Source organism: Humidesulfovibrio sp. (assembly GCF_035560995.1).
GTDB lineage: Bacteria > Desulfobacterota > Desulfovibrionia > Desulfovibrionales > Desulfovibrionaceae > Humidesulfovibrio.
The window spans coordinates 1-23,316 of the sequence record NZ_DATMYK010000298.1 but is presented as its reverse complement, the minus strand read 5'-3'; the positions used below and the strand labels follow the sequence as shown (position 1 = coordinate 23,316).

Below are 23,316 nucleotides of genomic sequence, written 5' to 3'. Positions count from 1 at the left end.
TTGCTTGCGTGCTGCGCGCGGGCGCTACTGGGCCTTGGGGTCTTTTCCCACGGCGTGCAGGCTGGCCACGCCGCCCGCCACGTTGACCACATCGGTGAAGCCCGCGTGGCTCAGGGTCAGCAACGCCTCGTAGGAGCGCGCGCCGGAGTTGCAGAGCATGACCACGCGGCGGTCGCGGGGCACTTCGTCGAGCCTGCCCGCCAGCTGCCCCTGCGGGATGTGGTGCCACACGCCGGGGAATTTCTCCAGGTATGTTGCGGCGTTGCCCAGCTCGCGACAGTCCAGGAAGAACAGCTCCGGGTTGTCGCGGTCGGCGAAGAGCTCGGCGAACTCCAGCGGGTCCACGCTCTTGTTGCGGCCGGAGAGGATGTTCTCGCCCACGTTGCCCAGCATGTTCAGAATGTCCATGGCCGAGTTGAAGGGCGGCGAGTAGGGCAGCTCCAGAAGCGCAAGGTCCGTGACGGTGGGCTTGTGCGGCATGAGCGCGGCCACGGCCCCGATGCGCCCCACCAGGGCGTCGCCCAGGGAGCACACGCCCTGCACGCCCAGCACCCGGCCGGTGCCGCGCTCGGCCACCAGCTCCAGGAACATGAAGTCCTTGTCCGGGTAGAAGTGGGCGCGGTCGAACTGGCTTACGTGCACGGAAACGGCGTCGAGCCCGGCGCGGCGCGCGGCCTCCAGCGTCAGGCCCACGCCCGAGGCGTTCTGCTCGAAGAGCTTGACGCACCAAGCCCCGGCCGCGCCGGGGAAGCGGGAGTGCAGGCCGCACAGGTTGTCGCCGATGATGCGGCCCTGCCGGTTGGCCAGGGAGCCCAGGGGAAGGAAGAAGTTCTGGCCGGTGACGAGGTTCTTGATCTCCGCGCAGTCGCCGCCCGCAAAGATGTCCGGATCGCTGGTGCGCATCTCCTCGTCGATTGTGATGCCGCCGCGCAGGGAAACGTCCAGTCCGGCGGCCTTGGCCAGCTGGGAATTGGGCGTGACTCCCACGGACATGATGACCATGTCCGCATCGATGGTCTCCTCGCCGTGCGGGCCTTTCACCACCACGCGCTCGGCCTTGCCGTCGCCCTGAATGGCCGTGACCTGCGCGGCCAGGCGGAAGTGCACGCCCTTTTCCTCCATGTGCAGCTGCACCATGCGCGCCAGCACCGGGGAGAGCACCGTGGGCAGAACAAGTGGCGCGTATTCGACCACCGTGGTCTCGATGCCCCACATGTCGGCCAGGGCCACGGCCATTTCCAGGCCGATGAAGCCCGCGCCCACGATGACCGCGCTGCCCACCTGCCCGGCGGTGAGGCCCGCGCGGATCTTGATGGCCGCGTCGAGGTCGGCCACGGCGGAGACGCCGGGCAGGTCCACCCCGGGAATGGGCAACTGGCGCGGGCTGCTGCCCGTGGCCAGCACCAGCTTGTCGTAGGGCAGGTCTTCTTCCGCGCCGGTGTCGAGGTTCCTCACGCGCACGAGTTTTTTCGCGCGGTCGATGGACAGCGCCTCGGTGCGGGGCCGGGCCTCGATGTCCTTGGTGTCGCGGAAAAAGGCCGTGTCGCGCAGCATGTGGAAGGAGGTGGACTGAAGCTCGTCCGCGTCGCTCACGTCGCCGGAGACGTAATAGGGGATGCCGCACCCGCCGTAGGAGATGCGCGCGCCACGGTCCAGCAGGATGACGTTCGCTTCCGGATTCAGGCGCTTGCAGCGGCAGGCGGCCTTGGGTCCAAGGGCCACGGCCCCGATGACGACGATGTTCTCGCGCATGAGCTTCTCCTTGCCTTGAAGGCTGGGCGGGGGGCTATTTGGCCTGCCGCGCCTCGTAATCCTTTACGATTTCCGCCACGCGGCCCTCGATGTAGTCGCTTAAGGCCTGCACGTCCGCGGCGGTCTTGCGGGGCATGCCCGCGCAGATCTCCTCAACCTTGTCCTCGGAGAGTCCGGCCATTTTTTCAAGCAGATAGGTCTCGGGCTCATTGTCGTCCACAAAGCCGCCGCAGCCGCCCACCATGCCCACCAGCTCATCGCCGATGAACAGCGGCACGCAGACCACCAGCATTCCCGCGTCGCAGTCGGTTATGGCCGGGGCTCTGGTCTCGCGCACCTCGTGCCCCAGCACCTGGTTGATGACCGCGCAGATGCCCGTGGCCGCGGCCTTGTGCTCGCGGATGGCCAGGCACAGCCCGCACTCCCAGGTGGCGTGCCCGGTGAAGGGCTGGCCTTTGTCGTTGTACACGTGGGCGTTGACCCCGAACCGCTGGGTGATGTCCTGCTCAAGCTCCGCCCAAGCCTCCACCGGAAGAATGTCCGTCATCTCCATCTTGTTCCCTCGCAAAGGAAAATTTGCCCGCAACGGGCCGCGCCTGTTCTGGCACAAGAGCATGCACCCGTCAAACCCGGCCGGATTTCTTCGTGCCGGGGGCGGTATTTCACCTCCATTTGTATAAGCACCTTCCGCGAGTTTTGCACCACTCAAAAAAATGTGGACCAGATGGGTTGACATCAAAACAGGAAGGATTACTGTTTTAACCAGACCAAAGGAGGGTTCCATGGGCAGCTTGCAAAACTATCGCGACCTTGAGATCGACTGGAACATGACCCCCTGGGACGCAGTGACCCTGTACCTGGAATGGGGAAACAACTCCTGGCGGGCGGACCATCAGCCCGTGAGATCCAAGGCGGACTTCAGCAACTATTTCGTTGTCTACACCTGGGACAAGAAGCCGAAAGCGATCCTGGTGCGCCGCAACTCCGAGGAGGCGCGCGAACTGGCCGAGCTTGAGCTGCCCGAGGATCTGGGACGAAAATTCCTGGATTCCGTGGGCCACCTGAAGGGCGTGTACCCGCCCGACACGGAAGTCCGCTCCTGGCTTGAAACGCAAATGCGGCCCAAGCAGTAGACGAAACGAAAGCTTCTCCTCCTCTCGGCTCATCTTCCGCTCTCACCACTCCACTCTCCGTTCGACTACCACTCGCCAGACGGGGCCGGGCAACCGGCCCCCTTCTTTTGCGCTCGCCCCTGCGCTGTGCGGCTTGCGCCCGGCCCGGTCACGGGGTACACCCCCTTCCGCCACATCAAGACGCAACCCGGAGCCTAACCATGCGCATTCTCCCCCCCGTCCCCGCGCGCACCGTCCGGCTGCTGATCAGCCTCGCGTGCCTCCTGCTGCTCATAAGCGCCTGTGCGCACATGCCGCGCATGCTGGGCGGCAGCGAAGACCTGGATCTGCGTCTGGACGGTGAACAGGCGCACGAGGCCAGCCTGCCCGTGGGGCATGTCATGGTCCTCGACATGCGCGACCCCGGGCAGAGCGGCTATGTCTTTTCCGGCACGTCCTTCGACCCCAAGCTGCTGCGTCTGGACGGCATCGAACCCTACGACGGCGGCAGGCGGGTTCGCTATACCTTCACCTCCCTGGCCGAGGGCGAATGCGATGTGGTCATCAAGATCAAGAGGAACGAGCCTGGGTACATTCCGGACATCTTCAAGAGGGTCCGCGTCACCATAGGAAAATAGGGCGAAAGGGGAGAAGGCAAGGGGCGCCGCCCCTTGGACCCCGCCAGGGGGCATGCACCCCCTGGATCCGCAGGGCAAATGAAAGCGCCTGGGCCGAGTTGCACTCGGCCCAGGCGCTTTCATTTGCGGAGGAGGGCATCCCTCCAAGGAAAAGTGTTTTCTTTTCCCTTTCCCGCTCGCGGCTCTTACTTGTCCAGCAGCGTGGTGCGGCCGTCTTCCACGAAGAAGAGCAGGGTGTAGTGGGTTTTCAGGGTGGCGATGAGGCTGTCCATGCTGTGTTCGCCCAGGTCGGCTATGCGCACGTAGGCGTTGCGGAAACCGGGCTCGGCCGGGTCGTGGGAGGTGAACACGCTGGCGAAGCGCACGCCCTCGGCCCGCAGGAATTCCAGCATGCCGGAGAGCGGGCCGGGCTTGGCCTCCATGCGCACGGCGATCTGCGGTCCGCCGCGCTGCACGCCGGAGGCCGTGCACAGGAAACGGAACACGTCGGCCACGGTGATGATGCCCACGAGGCGCCCGGCCTCATCCACCACGGGCAGGCCGCCGAACCTGTGCCGCATGAGGATGTTGGCCACCATGTCCACCGGGGTGATGGGAGACACGGTCATGGGTTCGGAGGTCATGATGTCGGCCGCGCGCAGGCTGCCCAGACTGCCGCCCGTGGCGGAGTCGCCGGGAAGATACTTGGAGGGCATGGCGTCGCGGATGTCGCGGTCGGAGACGATGCCCGCCAGCGCGCCCTTTTCATCGATGACCGGGAACTGGCGGACCTTCTTGGTGCGCATGATTTCAGCGGCGTCGACGACGGTTGTCTTGAGCCCGAGAGTGATGACGTTCTTGGTCATCCAGTCGCGTACGAGCATGGGCGGCGGCCTCCTGGGGGGTGTGCAGTGTGGGGCGCACAATACCTGTATGGTCGGAAATGTCAAAGACTGCGCGGGTGCTGGGCTCCGGGTCAACGCGGCGGTGTGTGCCGCATTTCCTTCTGGTGCCAGGCCCAGGCCGTGGCGATGATCTCGCGGATGTCGGCCATGGCCGGATTCCAGCCCAGGACGCTGCGCGCCTTGGTGGCGTCGCCCACCAGCCGGGGCGAGTCGCCCTCGCGCCGGGGGGCCATGCGCACGGGAATGTCGTGCCCGGTGATTTCGCGCGCGGTGTCCACGATCTGCCGTACGGAATGCCCCTGCCCGTTGCCCAGATTCACGGCCCCGCTGGCCCCGCCCTTTTGCAGGTGGCGCAGGGCCAGGATGTGCGCGTCGGCCAGGTCCTGCACGTGGATGTAGTCGCGGATGGCCGTGCCGTCCGGGGTGGGGTAGTCGTCGCCGAAGATGTCCAGGCGCTCGCGCTGGCCAAGGGCGATCTGCAACACCAGGGGGATCAGGTGGGTTTCCGGGTTGTGGCGTTCGCCCACCTCGGCCTCGGGGTCGGCCCCGGCGGCGTTGAAGTAGCGCAGGGCGGTGTAGCGCAGACTACCCGCGTGGGCCATGTCCTCCATCACCTCCTCCATCATGCGCTTGGTTTTCGCATAGGGGGAGATGGGCGCGCAGGCGTGGTCCTCGGTCAAAAGGCCTTCGAAGGGCGGGCCGTACACCGCGCAGGACGAGGAGAAGACCAGGGTCTCCACCTTGTGGCGGCGCATGGCGGCCAGAAGCGAAATGGTTCCGCCCACGTTGTTCTGGTAGTAGCGCAAAGGCTCTCGCACGCTTTCGCCCACCTGGCTGGCGGCGGCGAAGTGCACCACGGCGTCGATGCTGCGGCTGCTGAACAGTTGGTCCAAGGCCTCGGCGTTGTTCACATCACCCTGGATGAAGGCCCCCCAGCGCGCGAAGTCGCGGTGACCGGTGGCCAAGTTGTCGAACACCACGGTCTCGAAGCCCGCGGTGTTCAGCCGTTTGACTGTGTGCGCGCCTATGTATCCGGCTCCGCCGGTAACGAGTATTTGTCCCATGCTTGAAGGGTATCAGCATTGCTCGGTCCCTGGCAAGAGCAGGGCGGACGGGCGTGGCGCACAAAAAAGGGGCGCCCCGAAGGACGCCCCCATGTGGACTTGAGACTGAGCGGGTCGATTACATGCCGGAGCCGGAAGCGGCCTTCTGCATCTTGACTTCGACCTTCTCGGTGAGACCGGCATAGTACTTGCGCAGGATGACGAGGCACTCTTCGCGACCGAAGTGATCGGGCACGTCGCCGCCCTCGGACAGCATCTTGCGGAGCTTGGTGCCGGAGAGGATGACGCGGTCTTCCTTGCCGTGAGGGCAGGTGCGCATGGAGGCCATGCCGTCGCACTTCACGCAGTAGAAGGTCCAGTCGATCTTCAGGGGCTGGGTCAGCAGGTCCTTGGCGGCGTTGCCGGAGCAGGGGATCTTGTCAAAGATCTCCTGAGCTTCGAACATGCCGTAGAAGTCGCCCACGCCGGCGTGGTCACGACCCACGAGCAGGAAGTTCATGCCGTAGTTCTGACGGAACAGGGCGTGCAGCAGGGCCTCGCGGGGACCGGCGTAGCGCATGTCCAGGGGGTAGCCGGCCTGGATGACGTTCTTCTTCACGAAGTAGTGCTCAACCAGGGTGTTGATGGCGTCAACGCGCACTTCGGCCGGGATGTCGCCGGGCTTCAGGGCGCCCACCAGGGAGTGGATGACCACGCCGTCGCACACTTCGACGCCGATTTTGCACAGGTACTCGTGGGAGCGGTGCATGGGGTTGCGCAGCTGCAGAGCGGCAACCTTGGCCCAGCCGCGCTCGTCCATCTCAGCGCGGAGCTGAGCGGGGCTCTTGTACACGCCGGGGAACTTCTCGGGGAAGCCGCCCTCGGACAGGACCTTCACAGGACCGGCCAGGCAGAACTTCTTGCGGGCCAGGACCATCTGGACGCCGGGGTGATCTTTGATGGCGGTGCCCATGAAGTCGGTCTGGCTGTCGGCGCCTTCGCCCTTGTAAACCTGCTCGCATTCCCAGGTCTTCTCGGCGTCGGAAAGCTCGAACTTCTCGGAAACCTTCATGGTGGCCATGATGGTGCCGTTGCGCTCGAGGGTGATTTCGTCGCCTTCCTTAACGGAAGCGTCGTCGGTGGCGAGCATAACGGGGATGGGCCAGAAGGTGCCATCGGTCATGGTGAACTTCTCGCACACGCTCTTCCAGTCAGCCTTGCCCATGAAGCCGGTCAGCGGGCTGAAGCCGCCGATGCCCATCATGATCAGGTCGCCCTTCTCCTGGGAGGAGATTTCGATCTTCTTCAGGCCCTCGGCCTTCTTGATTTCAGCGGCGAGCGCGGCGCCTTCGAGCAAGCAGCAGACGAGGCCTTTACCGCCATGAGGGGGAACGAGTTTCGATGCCATCTCCGTTTCTCCTTAAAAATAACCGGGTTGAAGTGTGCAACTACCTCTGCCAAAACCATGGCCCCACCGGGAAGCGCGCCACACGCGCAAGCCCTGGGGCTCTAGGGGTCTATGTCCGAGGCTCGACGCGGACGTGCGTCTAACCGCCGGGCCGGATGCGGAATTCCGCAGCCCTTGGACAAATTAAGCATGCGCACTATGCTCCGATTGTGAAAGTTGTGTCAAGAGCATTTTCTCGGCGTGTGGCAAATGTGCGGAGCAAGGAACCGGAATAGCATGTTTTACCCGTCGCGTACCCGACAAGGCACTCGGTTCATTCTGAAAAAGGGCTTGCACAAACTGGACGAACTGGGATATGTGGAGCGAAGCTACGGCAAAAAAGACGGCTTGCGAAGCTATCGCGAAGAGCCAAATCCACGATCTCCGGCGCAAAATTCAGGCCTCGACCTGGGTTGCCGCGAGTGAGTGGGCGCACTTGCCCCAGGGTTCTGGGCGGGGTGAAGGAACAGGCACGAGTCCTTGTTCAAAAATTCACTTTCGCCTTGACACCCTCGGACAGGCCGGGTAATTCTCGGTTTTCACAAGTCCGTGCCCTTACTTGAGCACGTAGTTGGCTGTGGATCGTGTCGGTAACTGCTTTAATTTAAACCTGTTAGGAGGAAGTGTTATGCCGACCTTTGTCAATCCGGAAAAATGCGACGGCTGCAAGGGTGGCGAGAAGACCGCCTGCATGTACATTTGCCCGAACGACCTCATGATTCTGGATCCGGAGGCCATGAAGGCCTACAACCAGGAGCCTGATGCCTGCTGGGAATGTTACTCTTGCGTGAAAATCTGCCCCCAGGGCGCCATCGAAGCCCGCCCCTACGCCGACTTCGCTCCGATGGGCGGCACGTCCATCCCCATGCGTTCGGCCGAAGACATCATGTGGACCGTTAAGTTCCGCAACGGCTCCGTGAAGCGCTTCAAGTTCCCCATCCGCACCACTCCGGAAGGTTCCATCAATCCCTTCGGCGGCAAGCCCGAGGGTGGCGACCTGAACGACGAACTGCTGTTCACCGAGTCCGCCGGCGCGCTGACCACCCCCGAGGGCGCCATCATGAAGAAGTTCGACATGGCCGAGGCCGACAAGAGCCAGTGCTGGCTCGACGCCGTTTGCGACTAGCTTCGGCACCGAGCGGTTCTCCGCTCGATTTGAGTTGAGAAGGCTTTGAATTCTTCCAAACAACTCTAGAGAGCATACGGAGGTAGCTATGCCTCAGATTCCTGCCAAAGAAATCGTCAAAGGCGTCCCCCTGGCTGAGCCGACCATTGTTGAGAAGCACGTTGACATCCTGATGGTCGGTGGCGGCATGGGCAACTGCGGCGCCGCTTTTGAAGCCTGCCGCTGGGCCGACAAGATCGGTGGCATTTCCATCCTGCTGGTCGACAAAGCCTCCCTCGAGCGTTCCGGCGCCGTGGCCCAGGGCCTGTCCGCCATCAACACCTACGTTGGCAAAGAGCAGAAGCCGGACGACTACGTCCGCATGGTCCGCACCGACCTCATGGGTCTGGTCCGCGAAGACCTGATCTACGACCTGGGCCGTCACGTCGACGACTCCGTCCACCTGTTCGAAGAGTGGGGCCTGCCCGTCTGGATCAAGAAAGACGGCCACAACCTCGACGGCGCCCAGGCCAAGGCCGCTGGCCTTTCCCTGCGCGGCGGCGACGCCCCGGTGCGTTCCGGCCGTTGGCAGATCATGATCAACGGTGAGTCCTACAAGGTCATCGTGGCGGAAGCCGCCAAGAAGGCCCTGGGCGACGACCGCTACATCGAGCGCATCTTCATCGTGAAGCTGCTCCTGGATGCCAACACCCCGAACCGCATCGCCGGCGCCGTGGGCTTCAGCACCCGTGAGAACAAAGTCTACGTCTACACCTGCAATGCTTGCCTCGTGGCTTGCGGCGGCGCGGTCAACGTGTTCCGTCCCCGCTCCACTGGTGAGGGCATGGGCCGCGCCTGGTACCCGGTTTGGAACGCTGGTTCCACCTACACCATGTGCGCTCAGGTTGGCGCTGAAATGACCATGATGGAAAACCGCTTCGTGCCCGCCCGCTTCAAGGACGGTTACGGCCCGGTCGGCGCCTGGTTCCTTCTGTTCAAGGCCAAGGCCACGAACTACAAGGGCGAAGACTACTGCGCCACCAACCGCGCCATGCTGAAGCCCTACGAGGATCGCGGCTACGCCAAGGGTCACATCATCCCGACCTGCCTGCGTAACCACATGATGCTGCGTGAAATGCGTGAAGGCCGTGGTCCCATCTTCATGGACACCAAGACCGCGCTGACCACCACCATCAACGGCGACTTCAAGAGCCCCCTCTGGAAGCACCTTGAGAGCGAAGCCTGGGAAGACTTCCTCGACATGTGCGTCGGCATGGCCAACCTGTGGGCCTGCACCAACTGCGCTCCTGAAGAGCGTGGCTCCGAGATCATGCCCACCGAGCCGTACCTGCTCGGTTCGCACTCCGGTTGCTGCGGCATCTGGGTTTCCGGTCCGGACGAGGCCTGGGTTCCCGAGGAGTACAAAGTCCGCGCCGGCAACGGCAAGGTCTACAACCGCATGACCACCGTCGAAGGTCTCTGGACCTGCGCGGACGGCGTCGGCGCCTCCGGCCACAAGTTCTCCTCCGGCTCCCACGCTGAAGGCCGCATCTGCGGCAAGGCGATGGTCCGTTGGGTTGTCGATCACAAGGACTTCAAGCCGACCCTGGCTGTGAAGGCCGCCGACCTCGCCAAGGAGATCTACCAGCCCTGGTACACCTACGAGCAGTTCAAGGGTGCTTCCACCGCTCCGGAGATCAACCCGAACTACATCACCCCGAAGAACTTCATGATGCGTCTCATCAAGTGCTCGGACGAGTACGGCGGAGGCTGCGCCACCCTGTACATGACCTCCGGCGCTCTGCTGAAGACCGCCTTCTGGCTCATGGGCATGCTCGAGGAGGACAGCAAGAAGCTGGCCGCCCGCGACCTGCACGAGCTTATGCGCTGCTGGGAGCAGTTCCACCGTCTGTGGACCGTGCGCCTGCACCTGCAGCACATCGAGTTCCGCGAAGAGACCCGTTACCCCGGCTTCTACTATCGTGGCGACGCGATGGGCCTGGACGACTCCAAGTGGAAGTGCTTCGTGAACTCGAAGTACGACCCGGCCAAGAAGGAAGTTAAGATCTTCAAGAAGCCTTACATCCAGATCATCCCTGACGCTCAGTAAGGGATAGCGAGTTGACATCGGCGGCTGCGGACGAAAGTCCGCAGCCGCCACACTTCCCAGACGGGGAAGTGGTCTGAACCCGTGCTGGAACTTACTCAGTTGCAGTCCGGGTTCGGGCCATTTTCACGGCTGGGGCAATTTCCGCCAGTATGGGGGCATAAGCCGCTAAAGCCCTTCCGGGGCTTTCTTTTACGCTCTGCCCCTTACGGGCACGGGGAATCCCACGCCGAGGCAACATGAGCCCATCGGCCCGGGGCGGTGAAAAAAAGCCGTCTTGGCACACTACAGAGGGAGGACAGCGAATGTCGAACAACAGTATTCTCGTCGTCGGCGGCGGATTCGCCGGGATCACCGCCGCCCTCGAGGCCGCGGAAGTCGGTCACGAGGTCTACATCGTCGAGACGAATCCATATCTCGGCGGCCGGGTGGCGCAGCTCAACCAGTATTTCCCGAAACTCTGCCCGCCCTCCTGCGGCCTGGAAATCCAGTTCCAGCGCATCAAAAACAACCCCAAGGTGAAGTTCTTCACCATGGCCGAGGTTGCCAGCGTTTCCGGCGGCCCCGGCGCTTTTGACGTCAAGATCAAGATCCGCCCGCGCTATGTCAACGCCAACTGCACCATGTGCGGCGACTGTGAAAAGGCCGCCAGCACCAGCGTGAAGAGCGAGTTCGACTTCGGCATTTCCGAGCGCAAGGTCGCCTACCGCACCCATCTCTTCGCCTTCCCGCAGCGCTATGTGGTCGACGCCGCTTCCTGCGCCCCCGGCGAGATGGACGCCATCAAGGCCGCCTGCCCCTACGGCGCCATCGAGGCGAACGACACCGAGAAGACCGTCGACCTCCAGGTCGGCTCCATCGTTTGGGCCACCGGCTGGAAGCCCTACGACATGGAGAAGCTGACCAACCTCGGCGCCGGCAAGCTCAAGAACGTTGTGTCGAACATGCAGTTCGAGCGCCTGGCGGCCCCCAACGGCCCCACCGGCGGCAAGATCCTGCGCCCCTCCGACGGCAAGGAGCCCAAGCGCATCGCCTTCGTGCAGTGCGCCGGTTCTCGCGATGAGAACCACCTGAACTACTGCTCCTACATCTGCTGCATGGCCTCGCTCAAGCACGTCACCTACATCCGCGAGAAGAATCCGGATGCGCGCGTCACCGTGTACTACATCGACCTGCGCACCCCCGGCCGCTACGACAACTTCATGCAGAAGGTGGCGGCCGACGACAAGCTTACCCTGGTCAAGGGCAAGGTCGCCAAGATCGTCGAGTGCGAGTGCCAGAGCCCCATCGTCACCGTTGAGGACGCCGTCACCGGCATCAAGAGCGAAGAGAAGTTCGACCTCGTGGTGCTGGCCACCGGCATGCAGCCCAGCTGCGCCGGGACCAAGCTGCCCGTTCAGGTTCCTGTTGACGAAGACGGCTTCATCACCGGCGGAGACGACAAGGGCGTCATCGCCGCTGGCTGCGCCAAGCTGCCCCTGGACGTCATGAAGACGGCCCAGACCGGCACCGGCGCCGCCATGAAAGCCATTCAAACTGTGGTGGGGAGGTAGCTCATGGCTGAAAAGCTTGGAGTTTATATCTGTGCTGGATGCGACATCGGCAAGTCCCTCAATGTGGACGAGCTGGTGGAGTTCGCCAAGAAAGGCAAGCTTGCCAATATCTGCCCCGTGGTCAAGAAGAGCGCGGTGCTGTGCAGCCCCGAAGGCAAGGCCGAGGTCGAAGCCGACATCGCCGCCGAGGGTCTGGACGGCGTGGTTCTGTGCGCCTGTTCCCCGCGCGTGAAGTGGGACATCTTCCAGTTCGGCCAGGGCGTCCAGGTTGAGCGCGTGAACCTGCGCGAGCAGTGCGTGTGGAGCTTCAAGGAAGATCCGAACGTGCCCGGCCAGATGCCGCTCATCGCCAAGGACTACATCCGCATGGGCGTGATGAAGCTCTCCAAGAGCCGCATTCCCGCCCCGGAGCTGCCCGAGACCTTCAAGACCATCATGGTGCTCGGCGGCGGCTACACCGGCCTGAACGCCGCCCTTGAGGCCGCCAAGCTCGGCAAGGACGTGGTCCTGGTCGAGAAGGCCGCCACCCTCGGCGGCAAGGCCGCCACCATGTACAAGTCCTTCCCGCTGTCCGCGCCCTACACGCAGACCGAGGACACCGGCATCGCGGCGCTCATCGGCGCTGTTACCGCCAACCCCAAGATCAAGGTGCTGACCAGCGCCGAGCTCGTGTCCCTTGAGGGCGCACCCGGCCTGTACACCGCCACCGTGAACGCGGGCGGCGAGCAGAAGCTGGAGATCGGCGCGGTTGTGCTGGCCACCGGCTGGGTGCCCGGCGACAAAGGCTTCCTGGCCCCCATGGGCTACGGCAGCATCAAGAACGTGGTCACCGCCTCCGAGTTCGAGACCATGGTCAAGGCGGGCGAGATCAAGCGCCCGAGCGACGGCAAGGCCCCGGCCTCCGTCGCCATTCTGACCGACGTGGCCCTGTGCACCAAGGCCGCCGTGGCCGAGGAGCCCTGCGCCGAAGGCGAAGCCGCCCCGGCCGAGGCCCCTGCCGCCGAAGCCGAGGCTCCGCTCTATCCTTCCAAGGAAAGCGCCAAGCATCTGGCCTACAGTTCGGAGCTCACCAGCCTGGTGGCCCTGAAGCAGGCCGGCTACGTGGTTGAGAAGCTGCCGGGCGCGGTGGCCTATGTGCTCTACGACCACATGATGGTTCCGGGAATCAACGAGCGCTACTACAAGGTCGCGCAGGACCAGGCGGGCATCATGCTCTCCAAGGCCACCATCACGGGCGTGTCTGAAGACTCCGACGGCGGCGTCCTCGTGAAGGCCAAGGACACCCTGCTGGGAGCCGACATCGAACTCAAGGCCGATCTCGTGGTGCTGCCCACGGCCGTGGTGCCCGTCACCGCGCACGAGGCGACCATGAACTTCAGCTACCGCCAGGGCCTGGGCTTCCCCGACCTGGATCTGTTCGACGGCTTCGCCGACTCGAACTACATCTGCTTCCCCTACGAAACCCGCCGCACCGGCGTGTACGCGGCCGGCTGCGTGCGTCAGCCCATGACCATGGCCACCGCGCGTGAAGACGCCGCGGGCGCCGTGCTCAAGGCCGTGCAGTGCATCGGGAGCGCCAACCGCGGCGTGGCCGTGCACCCGCGCTCCGGCGACGTGAGCTACCCGGTGTTCAACTTCCAGCGCTGCACCCAGTGCAAGCGCTGCACAGAGGAATGCCCCTTCGGCGCGCTGGATGACGACGAAAAGGGAACGCCGAAGCCGAATCCGACGCGTTGCCGCCGTTGCGGCACCTGCATGGGCGCCTGCCCGGAGCGCGTCATCAGCTTCGACAACTACAACGTCGACCAGATCGGCTCCATGATCAAGGAAGTCTACGTGCCGGACGACATGGTGGCGGGCGGACCGCGCGTCATCGTGCTCTGCTGCGAGAACGACGCCTACCCGGCCCTCGACATGGCCGCCTTCCGCGGCAAGAGCTGGAGCCCCTTCGTGCGCTTCGTGCCCGTGCGCTGCCTGGGCTCCGTCAACGCCATCTGGGTGGCCGACGCGGTTTCCAAGGGCGTGGACGGCGTGATCATGCTGGGCTGCAAGTACGGCCCGGACTACCAGTGCCACTTCGTCAAGGGCTCCGAGCTGTGCAGCCGCCGCAAGGTCAACATCGCCGAGTCCCTGGGACGCCTGGGCGTCGAGGCCGAGCGTGTGGAACAGTACGAAGTGTCCATCGACGAGTACGACAAGGTGCCGGCGATCATCGAACGCTTCATGACCGAAGTCATCACCAAGTTCGGGCCCAACCCGTTCAAGGGCTACTAGGAGGTTTGGAACCATGTCGAACACCGTCAGGGTTCAACCGGACCTGAAATTCGTTCAGGAACTGCAGCAGGTGGGCGGAGAGTCGCTCAAGAAGTGCTATCAGTGCGCCACCTGTTCCGTCGCGTGCCCGCTTTCCCCGGCCGACGCCCCCTATCCCCGCAAGGAGATGGTCTGGGCCCAGTGGGGACTCAAGGACCGCCTGCTGAACGACATCGACATCTGGCTGTGCCACAATTGCGGCACCTGCTCTGATCTGTGCCCCCGCGGCGCAAAGCCGGGCGACCTGCTGTCCGCCCTGCGCAACATGGCCTACCGCAGCCTGGCCAAGCCCGCGATCATCGGAACCTGGATGAGTTCTTCCAAGTACTTCCCCATCCTGTTCCTGATCCCGGCCATCATCTACGGCTTCATCTGGTCCATCATGGCCGGAAAGCTGGGCACCGCCTTCCCGCTGTTCGCGGTGGAAGGGCATGAACTGAAAGTCGCGGCCGAGGGCGCCATCATCTACGGCGGCCTTTTCCCCGGCGACTACACCATCGACCCCATCTTCGGCGCGGTGTTCGCTTTCATGGCCTTCGCCTTCGCCGGGGGCATCTCGAACCTCCTGAAGAGCTTCGAATCCATGCCCAAGACCTACATCCTGGGCCGCGGGCAGGAGCCGAGCTTCCTGTCCTGCCTCATCGACACCCTGAAGAACGAAGTGGCTCAGCACAGCCGCTTCAGCTCCTGCGGCGTCGAGGAGAAGGACAAGGACCGCGTGAAGGGCCACCTGCTGGTGTTCTACGCCTTCATCGCGCTCATGATCGTCACCGGCGTGGTGGCCACCGGCCACTGGTTCGGCGCATGGTTCCTGCAGCACGTGCTGGGCATGGAAGGCGGCCTGGCCGCGTTCATCGCCTGGACCGGCCACACCCCCATGCCCCTGTGGAGCCCCGTGAAACTGCTGGCCAACGCGGGCGCCCTCGCCCTGGTCATCGGCCTCACCAAGCTCACCAGCCGCCGCAGCGCCCTGGACGCCGCCAAGAGCACGTCCAACTGGTACGACTGGTACCTGATCACCGTCATTTGGGGCATCGCCCTCACCGGCATCGGCTCTGAAATCTTCCGCCTCATCGGGCAGAAGATGCTGGCCTACCCCACTTACTACCTGCACCTGATCTTTGTGTTCATGTTGCTGGCTTACCTGCCCTGGTCGAAGCTTGGGCACGTGGTCTACCGTACTGTGGCCCTCGCCTACGCCCGCAAGATCGGCCGCCTGCCCATGGGCGCGCAGAGCTAGCGGACGCAAGGTAAGCATATCAACGTAACATCAGGTTTTCCCGACCATAAGGAGGAATCCCATGGCTGAAGCGAAAGTATTCCCCATGAACACCTTCGTGTCCTGCCTCAAGGGCGCGAATGCTGCCGACGCGGCCACCATCGAGCTGCTGTCCTTCCTGACCCAGGGTGAAGTGGACGCCGAGTTCGCTCCCGTCGCCGCCGCCCTGTCCAAGGCCTGGATCTACGAACAGGAGCCCAAGCTCGCCAACGCCAGCGCCGGCGATGTCGCCGCCCTGGGCGAAAAGATCGCCGTGAAGCCCCTGCCCGACGCCGCCCTGGCCCAGGCTCAGGCCATCCTGAACCAGATGGCCGAACTGCGCGCCGCCAACGCCGCCCTCTCCGCCCAGGTGGAGAAGCTGACCGCCGACGCCGCCGCCAAGGGCGACGAAGTGAAGGCCCTGAAGGCCAAGCTGAAGCCCCTGGAAGAGCAGGCCGCCGCTGGCGACGTGAAGCTCCAGGTGTCCAACTCCAAGATGGACGAGCACATCAAGAAGCTTGAGCAGCTCATGGAAGAAGTGGCCAAGGTGAAGGCTCAGGGCGTGGTCGTTGCCGGCGTTGCCGGTGGCGCCGCCGGTGCCGATGCCGGCGCCGCGCCCGCTGGTGGCGATGCTTCCGGCGCCCCCGCCGTGGGCGGCGAGCCCGAAGCCGACTTCGGCCTGGGCTCCAACCCCTTCGCCGACGCCAACTGGTAAGTCGAGCGATTCTCAGCATGCAAAAGCCCCTGGCTGCCACGCGCGGCCAGGGGCTTTTTTTGATAATAGCCAGGGGCGCTGCCCCTGGACCCCGCCAGAGGGCACGAGGCCCTCTGGACTCCCTGTGGCGCGGGGTTTTGCTTCAGCCGCAAAAGCGCCTGAAGCAAAACCCCGCGCGGAGGGTCCAGCGGAAGGAGTTGGGTGGAAGGTTCCCCAGGCACGGAGCATTGCCAGCCAAGTGACATTGGCCTCTTATGGCCAGCCCCAACCGAGAATCCCCGGAGCGCTCTTGCGCTCCGGGGATTCTCGGTTGGCCTGCGGGTCCAGGGGGTGCATACCCCCTGGCGGGGTCTGGGGCAGCGCCCCAGTGGAATTCGCGGGACGTCTGCACCTGATTGCCTTACTCCGCCAACCTGCGCGCCAGTTCGGCCCGCACCTCGCGCGCGGCCTCGCGCAGGCCGTGGTAGAAGGAATAGAAGTGCATGACTTCGTCCAAATCGTACACGGCGATGATGCGCTGCTGGCGCAGGTCCAGGAGCTTCAGGCCCGTGGCGTTCAGGGCGGCGTCCAGGCGCTCCAGGCTGGTTGTGGTGGTCAGCGGTTCGTTGGTGCGCACGGCCAGGGCCAAATGCGTGAGCGCGGTCTTGAGGGCCTCGCCCAGTTCGGAGAGTTCGGCGGCCAGGTGCGTGTGGAAGCCTTCGGGCGGGGCGTTCTCAATGGCGTGATCCATGGCCAGCAGGTGCTCGGCCAGGCGGTCCTCGGTGCGGATGAGTTCCGCCAGGGCCGCGCCTTCGCCTGTGGAGCCGGGCTCGCGTCGGGCGGAGCCGAGGAGTTGGCGGTTGCGCAGGGAAAGGCGCAGCAGGGCGTCCTTGCGGTGGAAAATGCGCGTACGGTCATAGCGGCCCTGCATGCGGCTGTCCATGATCGCGGCGAGCAGTTCGGCCAGTTGCTCCAGCCCTTTGCCAAGGCCGAAGCGCAGGATGACCCGTGCGCGCGAGGGCCAGGCCAGGGACACGGCCAGGGCGACCACGATGCCCAGGCCCACTTCCAGGAAGCGGCTGGCGCCGATGCTGAAGGCGCTTTGGTCGCCACCCTCGTGCAGGCAGATGACCACGGCGGCGGTGAGTCCGGCCAGGCGCAGGTTCTCGTTCTTGGCGGCGAGGAGCGCGCAGAAGAAAATGGTCACGAACATGGCCGTGGTGAGGGTGCCCAGGCTCTGGCCCAGCCAGGCATCCGCGGCCGTGGCGGCAAGTGCGCCTAGGAGCGCTCCGCTGGCGGTGCCCAGGAGCCGCGCCCAACTGGCCACGATGGACCCGCCCACGTGCGCCTGCATGACCAGAATTGATGAAAACACGGCCCAATAGCCCTGCTCCAGGCCAAGCACCTGGGTCAGTGCCGCCGTGACCGAGGCGGCGATGGCCGTGCGCAGGGCGTGGCGCAGCTGCGAGGCGTTGATGAATGTGGCGAGACGTTCGATGATGGTCACGGTGTCCTCATGGAATGACGCTGGGGGCGCTGCCCCCGGACCCCCGCCAGAGGGCACAAGGCCCTCTGGACTCCCTGTGGCGGCCGGTTCTGCTCCGGCGCTCCCGCGCCGAAGCAGAACCGGCCGCAGGGGGTGCATGGCGGGTGGAAACAATCATTTCTTAACCACGCGGGTCCAGGGGGTGCATACCCCCTGGCCGGGGTGCAGGGGGCGGAGCCCCCTGATTCTTCCCATTATCCCGCAGTGCGCCACTTGTCGACATCGGCCCAGAATTCCGGGCAGGCGCAGATGTGATAGCGTTCGCCGAGCTTCAGGGTGCACACGGCCTCGGGCAGGTGCAGGTCGAGCAGCACGGGCACGGAGCCCGGGTGGCAGGCCAGGACGTTTTTCAGGGCGTCCAGGCGTTCAGGCTTGCAGTGCTCCTCTCGCGCGGGGATGCGGGCGGGTTCGAAGCTTTGGGCCGTGACCTGGGACAGGAGCTTCACGGTTTCGGCCAGCATCTTGGATTCGCGCGGGCCTTCCTCCTCGCCGGGCTTGGTGCGCACGTCCACCTTGCCCTCGAAGATCAGCGGCTGGTCCTGGCCCAGAAGTTCGCGCGCCTCCAGGTAGACGTTGGAAAAGAGCGTGCACTCGCCCGTGCCGGTGAGGTCTTCCAGTTGCAGGAAGGCCATTTTGTCGCCCTTCTTGTTGATGTACTCGCGTAAGGACGTGACCAGGGCGGCCACGCGCACGATCATGCCGCCGGGCAATTCCTTCAGCTCGGCCAGATTGGTCAGGTTCAGGCGGCGCAGTTCGTGCCGGTAGCGCAGCAGAGGGTGGCTGGAGAGGAAGAAGCCGAGGGCCTCCTTTTCCAGGCGCATCTTTTCCTCGTCGCCCCATTCGGGCACGTCCTCGTCGGCCGCGTACTGCACCGGGGCCTCGGCCGCGCCAGCGGCGGATTTGCCGCCGAGCATGTCGAGCATTGAAATCATGCCCTGGGCTTTTTCCTTGGCCTTTTTGTGACCCATGGAGACCGCGCGGTCGAGGGCGGCCATGTGCCCGGCGCGGGTCTTGCCCAGGCAGTCCAGCGCGCCGGCCTTGATGAGCGCTTCAAGGGTGCGCTTGTTGATCTTGCGCAGGTTCACGCGCTCGCACAGGTCGTAGATGTCCTTGTAAGGGCCGTTTTCCAGGCGCTCGGTGACGATTTCGCCCACCGCGTCCTCGCCCACGCCCTTGATGCCCGCGAGGCCGAAGATGACCTTGCCGTCCAGCACGGAGAAGCGGCTTTCGCTCACGTTCACGTCGGGCGGGACCACGGGGATCTGCATCTCGCGGCAGGCGTTGATGTAGGTGAAGACCTTGTCGGTGTTGGCCAGTTCCGAGCTGATGATGGAGGCCATGAACTCGACGGGAAAGTGGGCCTTCAGGTAGGCGGTGTAGTAGGAGATGAGCGCGTAGGCGGCCGAGTGCGACTTGTTGAAGCCGTACTCCGCGAATTTTTCCATGAGGTCGAAGATTTCCTGGGCGGTGGCGTCGGCGATCTTGTTCTCTCTCGCGCCGACCATGAACTTCTGGCGCTCCTTGGCCATCTCCTCGGCTTTTTTCTTGCCCATGGCCCGGCGCAGCAGGTCCGCGCCGCCGAGGGTGTAGTTGGCGATGACCCGGGCGCAGCTCATGACCTGTTCCTGGTACACGATGACGCCGTAGGTGGGCTTCAGCGTTTCCTCAAGGGACGGGTGCGGGTACGAGACCTGGATCTGGCCGTGCTTGCGCTTGATGAATTCGTCCACCATGCCGGAGCCCAGCGGGCCGGGACGGTAGAGCGCCAGCATGGCGATGATGTCCTCGAAGCAGGTGGGCTTGAGCATGCGCAGGTACTTGCGCATGCCGCTGGATTCCACCTGGAAGATGCCGTCGGTGTCGCCGGAGCAGAAGATTTCGTAGGTGGCCGGATCGTCGAGGGGCAGGTTGTCCAGGTCCGGGGGCGTTTTGCCGGCGCGGATGATGATGTCCAGCGCATCCTCGACCACGGTCATGGTGCGCAGGCCCAGGAAGTCGAACTTGATGAGGCCGACCTTCTCCACCAGCTTCATGTCGTACTGGGTGACGATTTCACCCTCCTTCCCCTTATATAAAGGAAGGTAGTCGAGCATGGGCTTGTCGGAGATGACGATGCCCGCCGCGTGGGTGGAGGAGTGCCGGGCCAGGCCCTCCAGCCGCTGGGACACGTCGATGAGCTTTTCGATCTGCGGGTTGCCCACAACCATGGCCTGGAGCTCGGGCTCCTTTTCCAGGGCCTTGGCGATGGTCATTTTCAGTTCTTCCGGGATGAGCTTGGCGATGCGGTCCGTGTCGGCGAAGCTCATGCCGAGCGCCCGGCCCACGTCGCGCACGGCGGCCTTGGCCTTCATGGTGCCGAAGGTGGTGATCTGCGCCACATGGTCGCTGCCGTATTTGCCCGCAACGTAGCGCACCACCTCCAGGCGGCGGCGTTCGCAGAAGTCCACGTCGATATCCGGCATGCTGACGCGTTCGATGTTCAGGAAGCGCTCGAACAGCAGGTCGTAGGGAATGGGGTCCAGGTTGGTGATCTTGAGCGCCCAGGCCACGATGGAGCCCGCGGCCGAGCCACGGCCGGGACCCACCGGGATTTTCTGGTTCTTGGCCCAGTTGATGAAGTCCTGCACGATGAGGAAGTAGGCCGGGAAACCCATTTCCTTGATGACGCCCAGCTCGTACTCCAGGCGCTCCCAGTAGGCCGCCTCGTCCACCTTGTAATTGATGCTGGCCAGGCGCTTGGTCAGGCCCTCGCGCGCCATGCGCTCGAACTCGGAATCGATGCTCTGGCCTTCGGGCAGGTCGTACACCGGGAAGTGCGACTTGCCGAGCTCCAGCTCCACGTTGCACTGCTCGGCGATCTTGACCGTGTTGGACAGGGCCTCCGGGCAGTAGGCGAAGGCGGCCTCCATCTCCTCCATGGTCTTGAAGTAGAGTTCGGTGGTGCCCATGCGCATGCGGTCTTTGTCCAGCACGGTGCGCTGGGTGCCGATGCACAGGAGGATGTCGTGGGCCTCGGCGTCGTCCTTGGTCAGGTAGTGGCAGTCGTTGGTGGCCACGGGGGGCAGGCCGGTCTCCTTCATGACCTGAAGGAGCATCTCGTTGGCGCGGGTCTGCTCGGGTATGCCGTTCTCCTGCAGCTCCAGGTAGAAGCGGCCGGGAAAAATGTCCGCGTATTCGCGCGCCATGGCGATGCCGGAATCGAGCCCCTTGGAGAGCAGGGTGCGGTTGACCTCGCCCGCCAGGCAGGCGGAAAGGGCGATGAGGCCCTCGGAGTACTGGCGCAGCAGATCCTTGTCCACGCGGGGCTTGTAGTGGAAGCCCGTCAGGTAGCCCTCGGAAACAAGCTTGATGAGGTTCTGGTAGCCCACGCGGTTCTGGGCCAGAAGCACCAGGTGAAAGGCCGCCTGGCGCGAGCTGTTGGCGGTCTTGTCGGTGCGTGCCCCCGGGGCCACGTACACCTCGCAGCCGATGATGGGCCGGATGCCGGTATCCAGCGCCTTCTGCCGGAACACCAGGGCTCCGTGCATGTTGCCGTGGTCGGTGAGCGCCACGGCGGGCATGCCCAGGTCCTTGGCGCGGGAGCAGAGATCCTTGATGCGGATGGCTCCGTCCAGCAGGCTGTATTCGCTATGGCAGTGCAGATGCACGAAATCCGGCATGGTTCATCCCCTTTCGCGTGATGGCGAGTTTGTGTATACACCAGCACGCAGGCCTTGGAAACGCTCTGCCGGGATCTAAAATTACGCCTGTAACATCAGTATATTGCGCCACGTTATGGCGCGGGGTTCGGGGCGCTGGATGGTCGAGCGGTTGAAGCGCAAACTTTCGCGTCTTTCGGCGGTGGTGCCCGTGCTTGCGGGGGCTGTCGCCGTGTCGCTTCTGCTGGGCCTGCTCGCCTGGGTGGCCAAGCCATACCTTCCCCACGCCTTTGTGAACTTCGTGGCCGAGCTGGCGAGCGAGGACTTCGAAACCCGCAGGCAGGCCATCAAGGCCTGGTTCGACTCCTTCGGGGCCGTGGCCGCCTGGGTATTCCTGGCTGTGCAGTTCCTGCAGGTGGTGGTGGCGCCCATTCCCGGCCAGTTCGTGGGCATGCTGGGCGGCTTCGTGTTCGGCTTTTGGCGCGGGCTGTTCCTGAACCTGGTGGGCAACGCCGTGGGCTCGCTCTTCGCCATGCTGCTGACGCGCTTCTTCGGCGAGCGGGTCATGCGCCCCTTTGTGCCCCATCATCTGCAGGAAAAGTTCGACGCCACCATCCACCGTGGCGGTCTGGCCAACTTTTTCATGCTCTTTCTTCTGCCCGGCACGCCGAAGGACGCCATCTGCTTCATGGCGGGAGTCACCCGCCTGCCCCTGTGGAAGCTGATGCTGGCCAACACCCTGGGCCGTTTGCCGGGGCTCGCCGTGCTCACCTTCACCGGCGCCGCGGCCGATGCCGACCTGTTCACCGTGAAGCTGGTGTTTGGCCTTGGCCTTGCCCTGGCCTTCGTGGTCTGGCTTTTCGACGAGGAGATCAAGGAGCGCCTGGGGCGTTTGGCCGGGTAGCCGACTGGCCGGGCAGCCCCGGCGGGCGGCATTGCCCGGTTGCGCTGCCGGCTCGCCCTGGTGTATCTGTATGACAGGCGGCCAGCCCCCAACCTTGGCGGGCGGGCCCATGCGTCTCTTCCCCCTGGAACAAGGAGTCTGCCCATGCGCAAGGTCTTGTTGATCACATCGACCCTCATCCTGCTTGGACTCCTGGCGGGCTGCTATGGCGCGCACGGCACGAGTGGGGAGAGCAATCCCGCCCACTACGAGCAGGGCCTGGTGGACAAGTCCGCCGCGGTTGTGCGCGGCATGCGCGCCGATCCGTCCTTCCGGCAGATCGACGTGTACCTGAAGAACGCGCGCGGCGTGCTGGTGCTGCCGAGCGTCATCAAGGCCGGGCTCATCTACGGTGGCCAGGGCGGCAACGGCGTGCTGCTTGCGCGCGACCCCGACGGCTCCTGGTCCTCCCCGGCCTTCTACACCCTGGGCGGCGGCAGCATCGGCCTGCAGATCGGCGTGCAGGAAGCCGCCATCGTGCTGGTGTTCATGAACGACAAGGCCTTCAAGTCCGCCCTGGACACCGGCCTGACCCTGGGCGCCGACGCCACCGTGGCAGCCGGAACCGAGGGGCTCACCGGCGAGGTGGCCAGCACCCATGTGTTCAAGGACGTGTATTACTTCGCCGACGTGGGCGGCCTGTTCGCGGGCGTGTCCCTTGAAGGCGGCGTGATCCACGTGCGCGAGGGGCTGAACAAGACCTACTACGGCCAGAACTTCACTCCCCGGCAGATCGTGCTGGAGCGCAAGGCCGACATGCCAGCTGCCAGGGCCCTCAAGGACGCCCTTACCGTGCAGCCCAAGGCCAAGTAGCGATGCGTACTTTCAAGGGCCAGCGGCGGGGATTTACCCGGCTGCTGGCCTTTTTTCTTCAGGCCGGACTTCTGTCCTGGCTCCTTTCCGGGCTTCTGGGGTGCGCGGCGCAGAAGCCGCCCGTCGTCCCGCCGCCGCCTCCGCCTACGGAGGTGCGCGATGTGCTCGTCCTGCCCCAGGACGTTTCCGCCTACTTCGACGCCGCAGCCCTGGACCAGCCCCTGCTGGACGCCAAGGCGCAGGAGCGTCTGGCCGCGCGTCTGCGCGAGCTGCACTTCGCGCCTTGGCACCGTGCCAAGCCCGCCCACGCCAAGGCCGACGCCCTGTGGGGTCTGGCGCACCTGAAGCAGAACCGCCACTACGGCGAAAATTTGCGCCCCTTGGGACCGGATTTCCGCGCCGAAATGGAAGCCCTGGTGCGCGCCGACAGCTATCCGAACCTCGTGCGCCCGGCCATCGCCACGGCCAAC

Annotated in this window: 18 protein-coding genes; 11 read left to right on the top strand and 7 right to left on the bottom strand. The window is 64.5% G+C overall.

The window, feature by feature from the left end:
* Positions 1–24: 24 nt before the first annotated feature.
* Complete coding sequence (locus VN419_RS11685) at positions 25–1,752, bottom strand: FAD-dependent oxidoreductase (RefSeq protein ID WP_325647405.1); 1,728 nt, start codon at positions 1,750–1,752, stop codon at positions 25–27.
* A gap of 34 nt (positions 1,753–1,786) precedes the next feature.
* Positions 1,787–2,299 (bottom strand): PocR ligand-binding domain-containing protein, encoded by a 513-nt coding sequence (locus tag VN419_RS11680; protein WP_325647404.1) that lies wholly within the window; start codon positions 2,297–2,299, stop codon positions 1,787–1,789.
* A gap of 235 nt (positions 2,300–2,534) precedes the next feature.
* Here VN419_RS11680 and VN419_RS11675 point away from each other — a divergent pair, with 235 nt between their 5' ends.
* Together VN419_RS11675 and VN419_RS11670 are read left to right on the top strand one after the other, a co-directional pair.
* Positions 2,535–2,885, top strand: a complete 351-nt coding sequence (locus VN419_RS11675; protein WP_325647403.1) for a DVU0772 family protein — start codon at positions 2,535–2,537, stop codon at positions 2,883–2,885.
* Positions 2,886–3,085: 200 nt separating this feature from the next.
* Positions 3,086–3,502, top strand: coding sequence for a hypothetical protein (locus VN419_RS11670; RefSeq protein ID WP_325647402.1), 417 nt, complete (start codon positions 3,086–3,088; stop codon positions 3,500–3,502).
* A gap of 185 nt (positions 3,503–3,687) precedes the next feature.
* Here VN419_RS11670 and VN419_RS11665 read toward each other — a convergent pair whose 3' ends face one another.
* From VN419_RS11665 to sat, 3 genes are all read right to left on the bottom strand, one after another.
* Positions 3,688–4,365, bottom strand: a complete 678-nt coding sequence (locus VN419_RS11665; RefSeq protein WP_325647401.1) for a CBS domain-containing protein — start codon at positions 4,363–4,365, stop codon at positions 3,688–3,690.
* A gap of 92 nt (positions 4,366–4,457) precedes the next feature.
* Positions 4,458–5,450: a UDP-glucose 4-epimerase GalE gene (galE, locus tag VN419_RS11660; protein ID WP_325647400.1), complete on the bottom strand. Its 993-nt coding sequence runs from the start codon at positions 5,448–5,450 to the stop codon at positions 4,458–4,460.
* Between the two features lie 118 nt (positions 5,451–5,568).
* Positions 5,569–6,837 (bottom strand): sulfate adenylyltransferase, encoded by a 1,269-nt coding sequence (gene sat / locus VN419_RS11655; protein ID WP_325647399.1) that lies wholly within the window; start codon positions 6,835–6,837, stop codon positions 5,569–5,571.
* Positions 6,838–7,504: 667 nt separating this feature from the next.
* Here sat and aprB point away from each other — a divergent pair.
* From aprB to VN419_RS11625, 6 genes are all read left to right on the top strand, one after another.
* Positions 7,505–8,002 carry an adenylyl-sulfate reductase subunit beta gene (gene aprB / locus VN419_RS11650; RefSeq protein WP_325647398.1) on the top strand — a complete coding sequence of 166 codons (498 nt, stop codon included), beginning with the start codon at positions 7,505–7,507 and terminating at the stop codon, positions 8,000–8,002.
* A gap of 88 nt (positions 8,003–8,090) precedes the next feature.
* Positions 8,091–10,091: an adenylyl-sulfate reductase subunit alpha gene (aprA, locus tag VN419_RS11645; protein ID WP_325647397.1), complete on the top strand. Its 2,001-nt coding sequence runs from the start codon at positions 8,091–8,093 to the stop codon at positions 10,089–10,091.
* Between the two features lie 302 nt (positions 10,092–10,393).
* Positions 10,394–11,641 carry a CoB--CoM heterodisulfide reductase iron-sulfur subunit A family protein gene (locus tag VN419_RS11640; RefSeq protein ID WP_325647396.1) on the top strand — a complete coding sequence of 416 codons (1,248 nt, stop codon included), beginning with the start codon at positions 10,394–10,396 and terminating at the stop codon, positions 11,639–11,641.
* 3 nt (positions 11,642–11,644) lie between these two features.
* Positions 11,645–13,915, top strand: a complete 2,271-nt coding sequence (locus VN419_RS11635) for a hydrogenase iron-sulfur subunit (RefSeq protein ID WP_325647395.1) — start codon at positions 11,645–11,647, stop codon at positions 13,913–13,915.
* A 13-nt stretch (positions 13,916–13,928) separates the two neighbouring features.
* Positions 13,929–15,194, top strand: coding sequence for a quinone-interacting membrane-bound oxidoreductase complex subunit QmoC (gene qmoC / locus VN419_RS11630; RefSeq protein WP_325647394.1), 1,266 nt, complete (start codon positions 13,929–13,931; stop codon positions 15,192–15,194).
* 61 nt (positions 15,195–15,255) lie between these two features.
* Positions 15,256–15,927: a hypothetical protein gene (locus tag VN419_RS11625; RefSeq protein ID WP_325647393.1), complete on the top strand. Its 672-nt coding sequence runs from the start codon at positions 15,256–15,258 to the stop codon at positions 15,925–15,927.
* Between the two features lie 400 nt (positions 15,928–16,327).
* On the opposite strand, the gene VN419_RS11620 is transcribed toward VN419_RS11625, so the two are convergent.
* Together VN419_RS11620 and dnaE are read right to left on the bottom strand one after the other, a co-directional pair.
* On the bottom strand, positions 16,328–17,413 hold the full coding sequence (locus VN419_RS11620; protein ID WP_325647392.1) for an FUSC family protein: 1,086 nt from the start codon (positions 17,411–17,413) through the stop codon (positions 16,328–16,330).
* Between the two features lie 233 nt (positions 17,414–17,646).
* Complete coding sequence (dnaE, locus tag VN419_RS11615) at positions 17,647–21,111, bottom strand: DNA polymerase III subunit alpha (RefSeq protein WP_325647391.1); 3,465 nt, start codon at positions 21,109–21,111, stop codon at positions 17,647–17,649.
* A gap of 139 nt (positions 21,112–21,250) precedes the next feature.
* On the opposite strand from dnaE, the gene VN419_RS11610 reads away from it, so the two are divergent.
* From VN419_RS11610 to VN419_RS11600, 3 genes are all read left to right on the top strand, one after another.
* Entirely contained in the window at positions 21,251–21,994 is a 744-nt protein-coding gene (locus VN419_RS11610) for a TVP38/TMEM64 family protein (RefSeq protein WP_325647390.1), read from the top strand.
* A 144-nt stretch (positions 21,995–22,138) separates the two neighbouring features.
* Positions 22,139–22,846: a lipid-binding SYLF domain-containing protein gene (locus VN419_RS11605; protein WP_325647389.1), complete on the top strand. Its 708-nt coding sequence runs from the start codon at positions 22,139–22,141 to the stop codon at positions 22,844–22,846.
* 2 nt (positions 22,847–22,848) lie between these two features.
* Positions 22,849–23,316 (top strand): NlpC/P60 family N-terminal domain-containing protein (locus VN419_RS11600; protein ID WP_325647388.1); only part of this gene is annotated, 468 nt, incomplete at its 3' end.

Bases quoted from the DNA above. Each gene is read 5' to 3' on its own strand.
- dnaE (WP_325647391.1), bottom strand. From the start codon at position 21,111: ATGCCGGATTTCGTGCATCTGCACTGCCATAGCGAATACAGCCTGCTG.
- VN419_RS11675 (WP_325647403.1), top strand. From the start codon at position 2,535: ATGGGCAGCTTGCAAAACTATCGCGACCTTGAGATCGACTGGAACATG.
- VN419_RS11640 (WP_325647396.1), top strand. From the start codon at position 10,394: ATGTCGAACAACAGTATTCTCGTCGTCGGCGGCGGATTCGCCGGGATC.
- VN419_RS11625 (WP_325647393.1), top strand. From the start codon at position 15,256: ATGGCTGAAGCGAAAGTATTCCCCATGAACACCTTCGTGTCCTGCCTC.
- galE (WP_325647400.1), bottom strand. From the start codon at position 5,450: ATGGGACAAATACTCGTTACCGGCGGAGCCGGATACATAGGCGCGCAC.
- VN419_RS11670 (WP_325647402.1), top strand. From the start codon at position 3,086: ATGCGCATTCTCCCCCCCGTCCCCGCGCGCACCGTCCGGCTGCTGATC.
- VN419_RS11665 (WP_325647401.1), bottom strand. From the start codon at position 4,365: ATGCTCGTACGCGACTGGATGACCAAGAACGTCATCACTCTCGGGCTC.
- VN419_RS11685 (WP_325647405.1), bottom strand. From the start codon at position 1,752: ATGCGCGAGAACATCGTCGTCATCGGGGCCGTGGCCCTTGGACCCAAG.
- aprB (WP_325647398.1), top strand. From the start codon at position 7,505: ATGCCGACCTTTGTCAATCCGGAAAAATGCGACGGCTGCAAGGGTGGC.
- VN419_RS11680 (WP_325647404.1), bottom strand. From the start codon at position 2,299: ATGACGGACATTCTTCCGGTGGAGGCTTGGGCGGAGCTTGAGCAGGAC.
- VN419_RS11605 (WP_325647389.1), top strand. From the start codon at position 22,139: ATGCGCAAGGTCTTGTTGATCACATCGACCCTCATCCTGCTTGGACTC.
- aprA (WP_325647397.1), top strand. From the start codon at position 8,091: ATGCCTCAGATTCCTGCCAAAGAAATCGTCAAAGGCGTCCCCCTGGCT.
- sat (WP_325647399.1), bottom strand. From the start codon at position 6,837: ATGGCATCGAAACTCGTTCCCCCTCATGGCGGTAAAGGCCTCGTCTGC.
- qmoC (WP_325647394.1), top strand. From the start codon at position 13,929: ATGTCGAACACCGTCAGGGTTCAACCGGACCTGAAATTCGTTCAGGAA.
- VN419_RS11610 (WP_325647390.1), top strand. From the start codon at position 21,251: ATGGTCGAGCGGTTGAAGCGCAAACTTTCGCGTCTTTCGGCGGTGGTG.
- VN419_RS11635 (WP_325647395.1), top strand. From the start codon at position 11,645: ATGGCTGAAAAGCTTGGAGTTTATATCTGTGCTGGATGCGACATCGGC.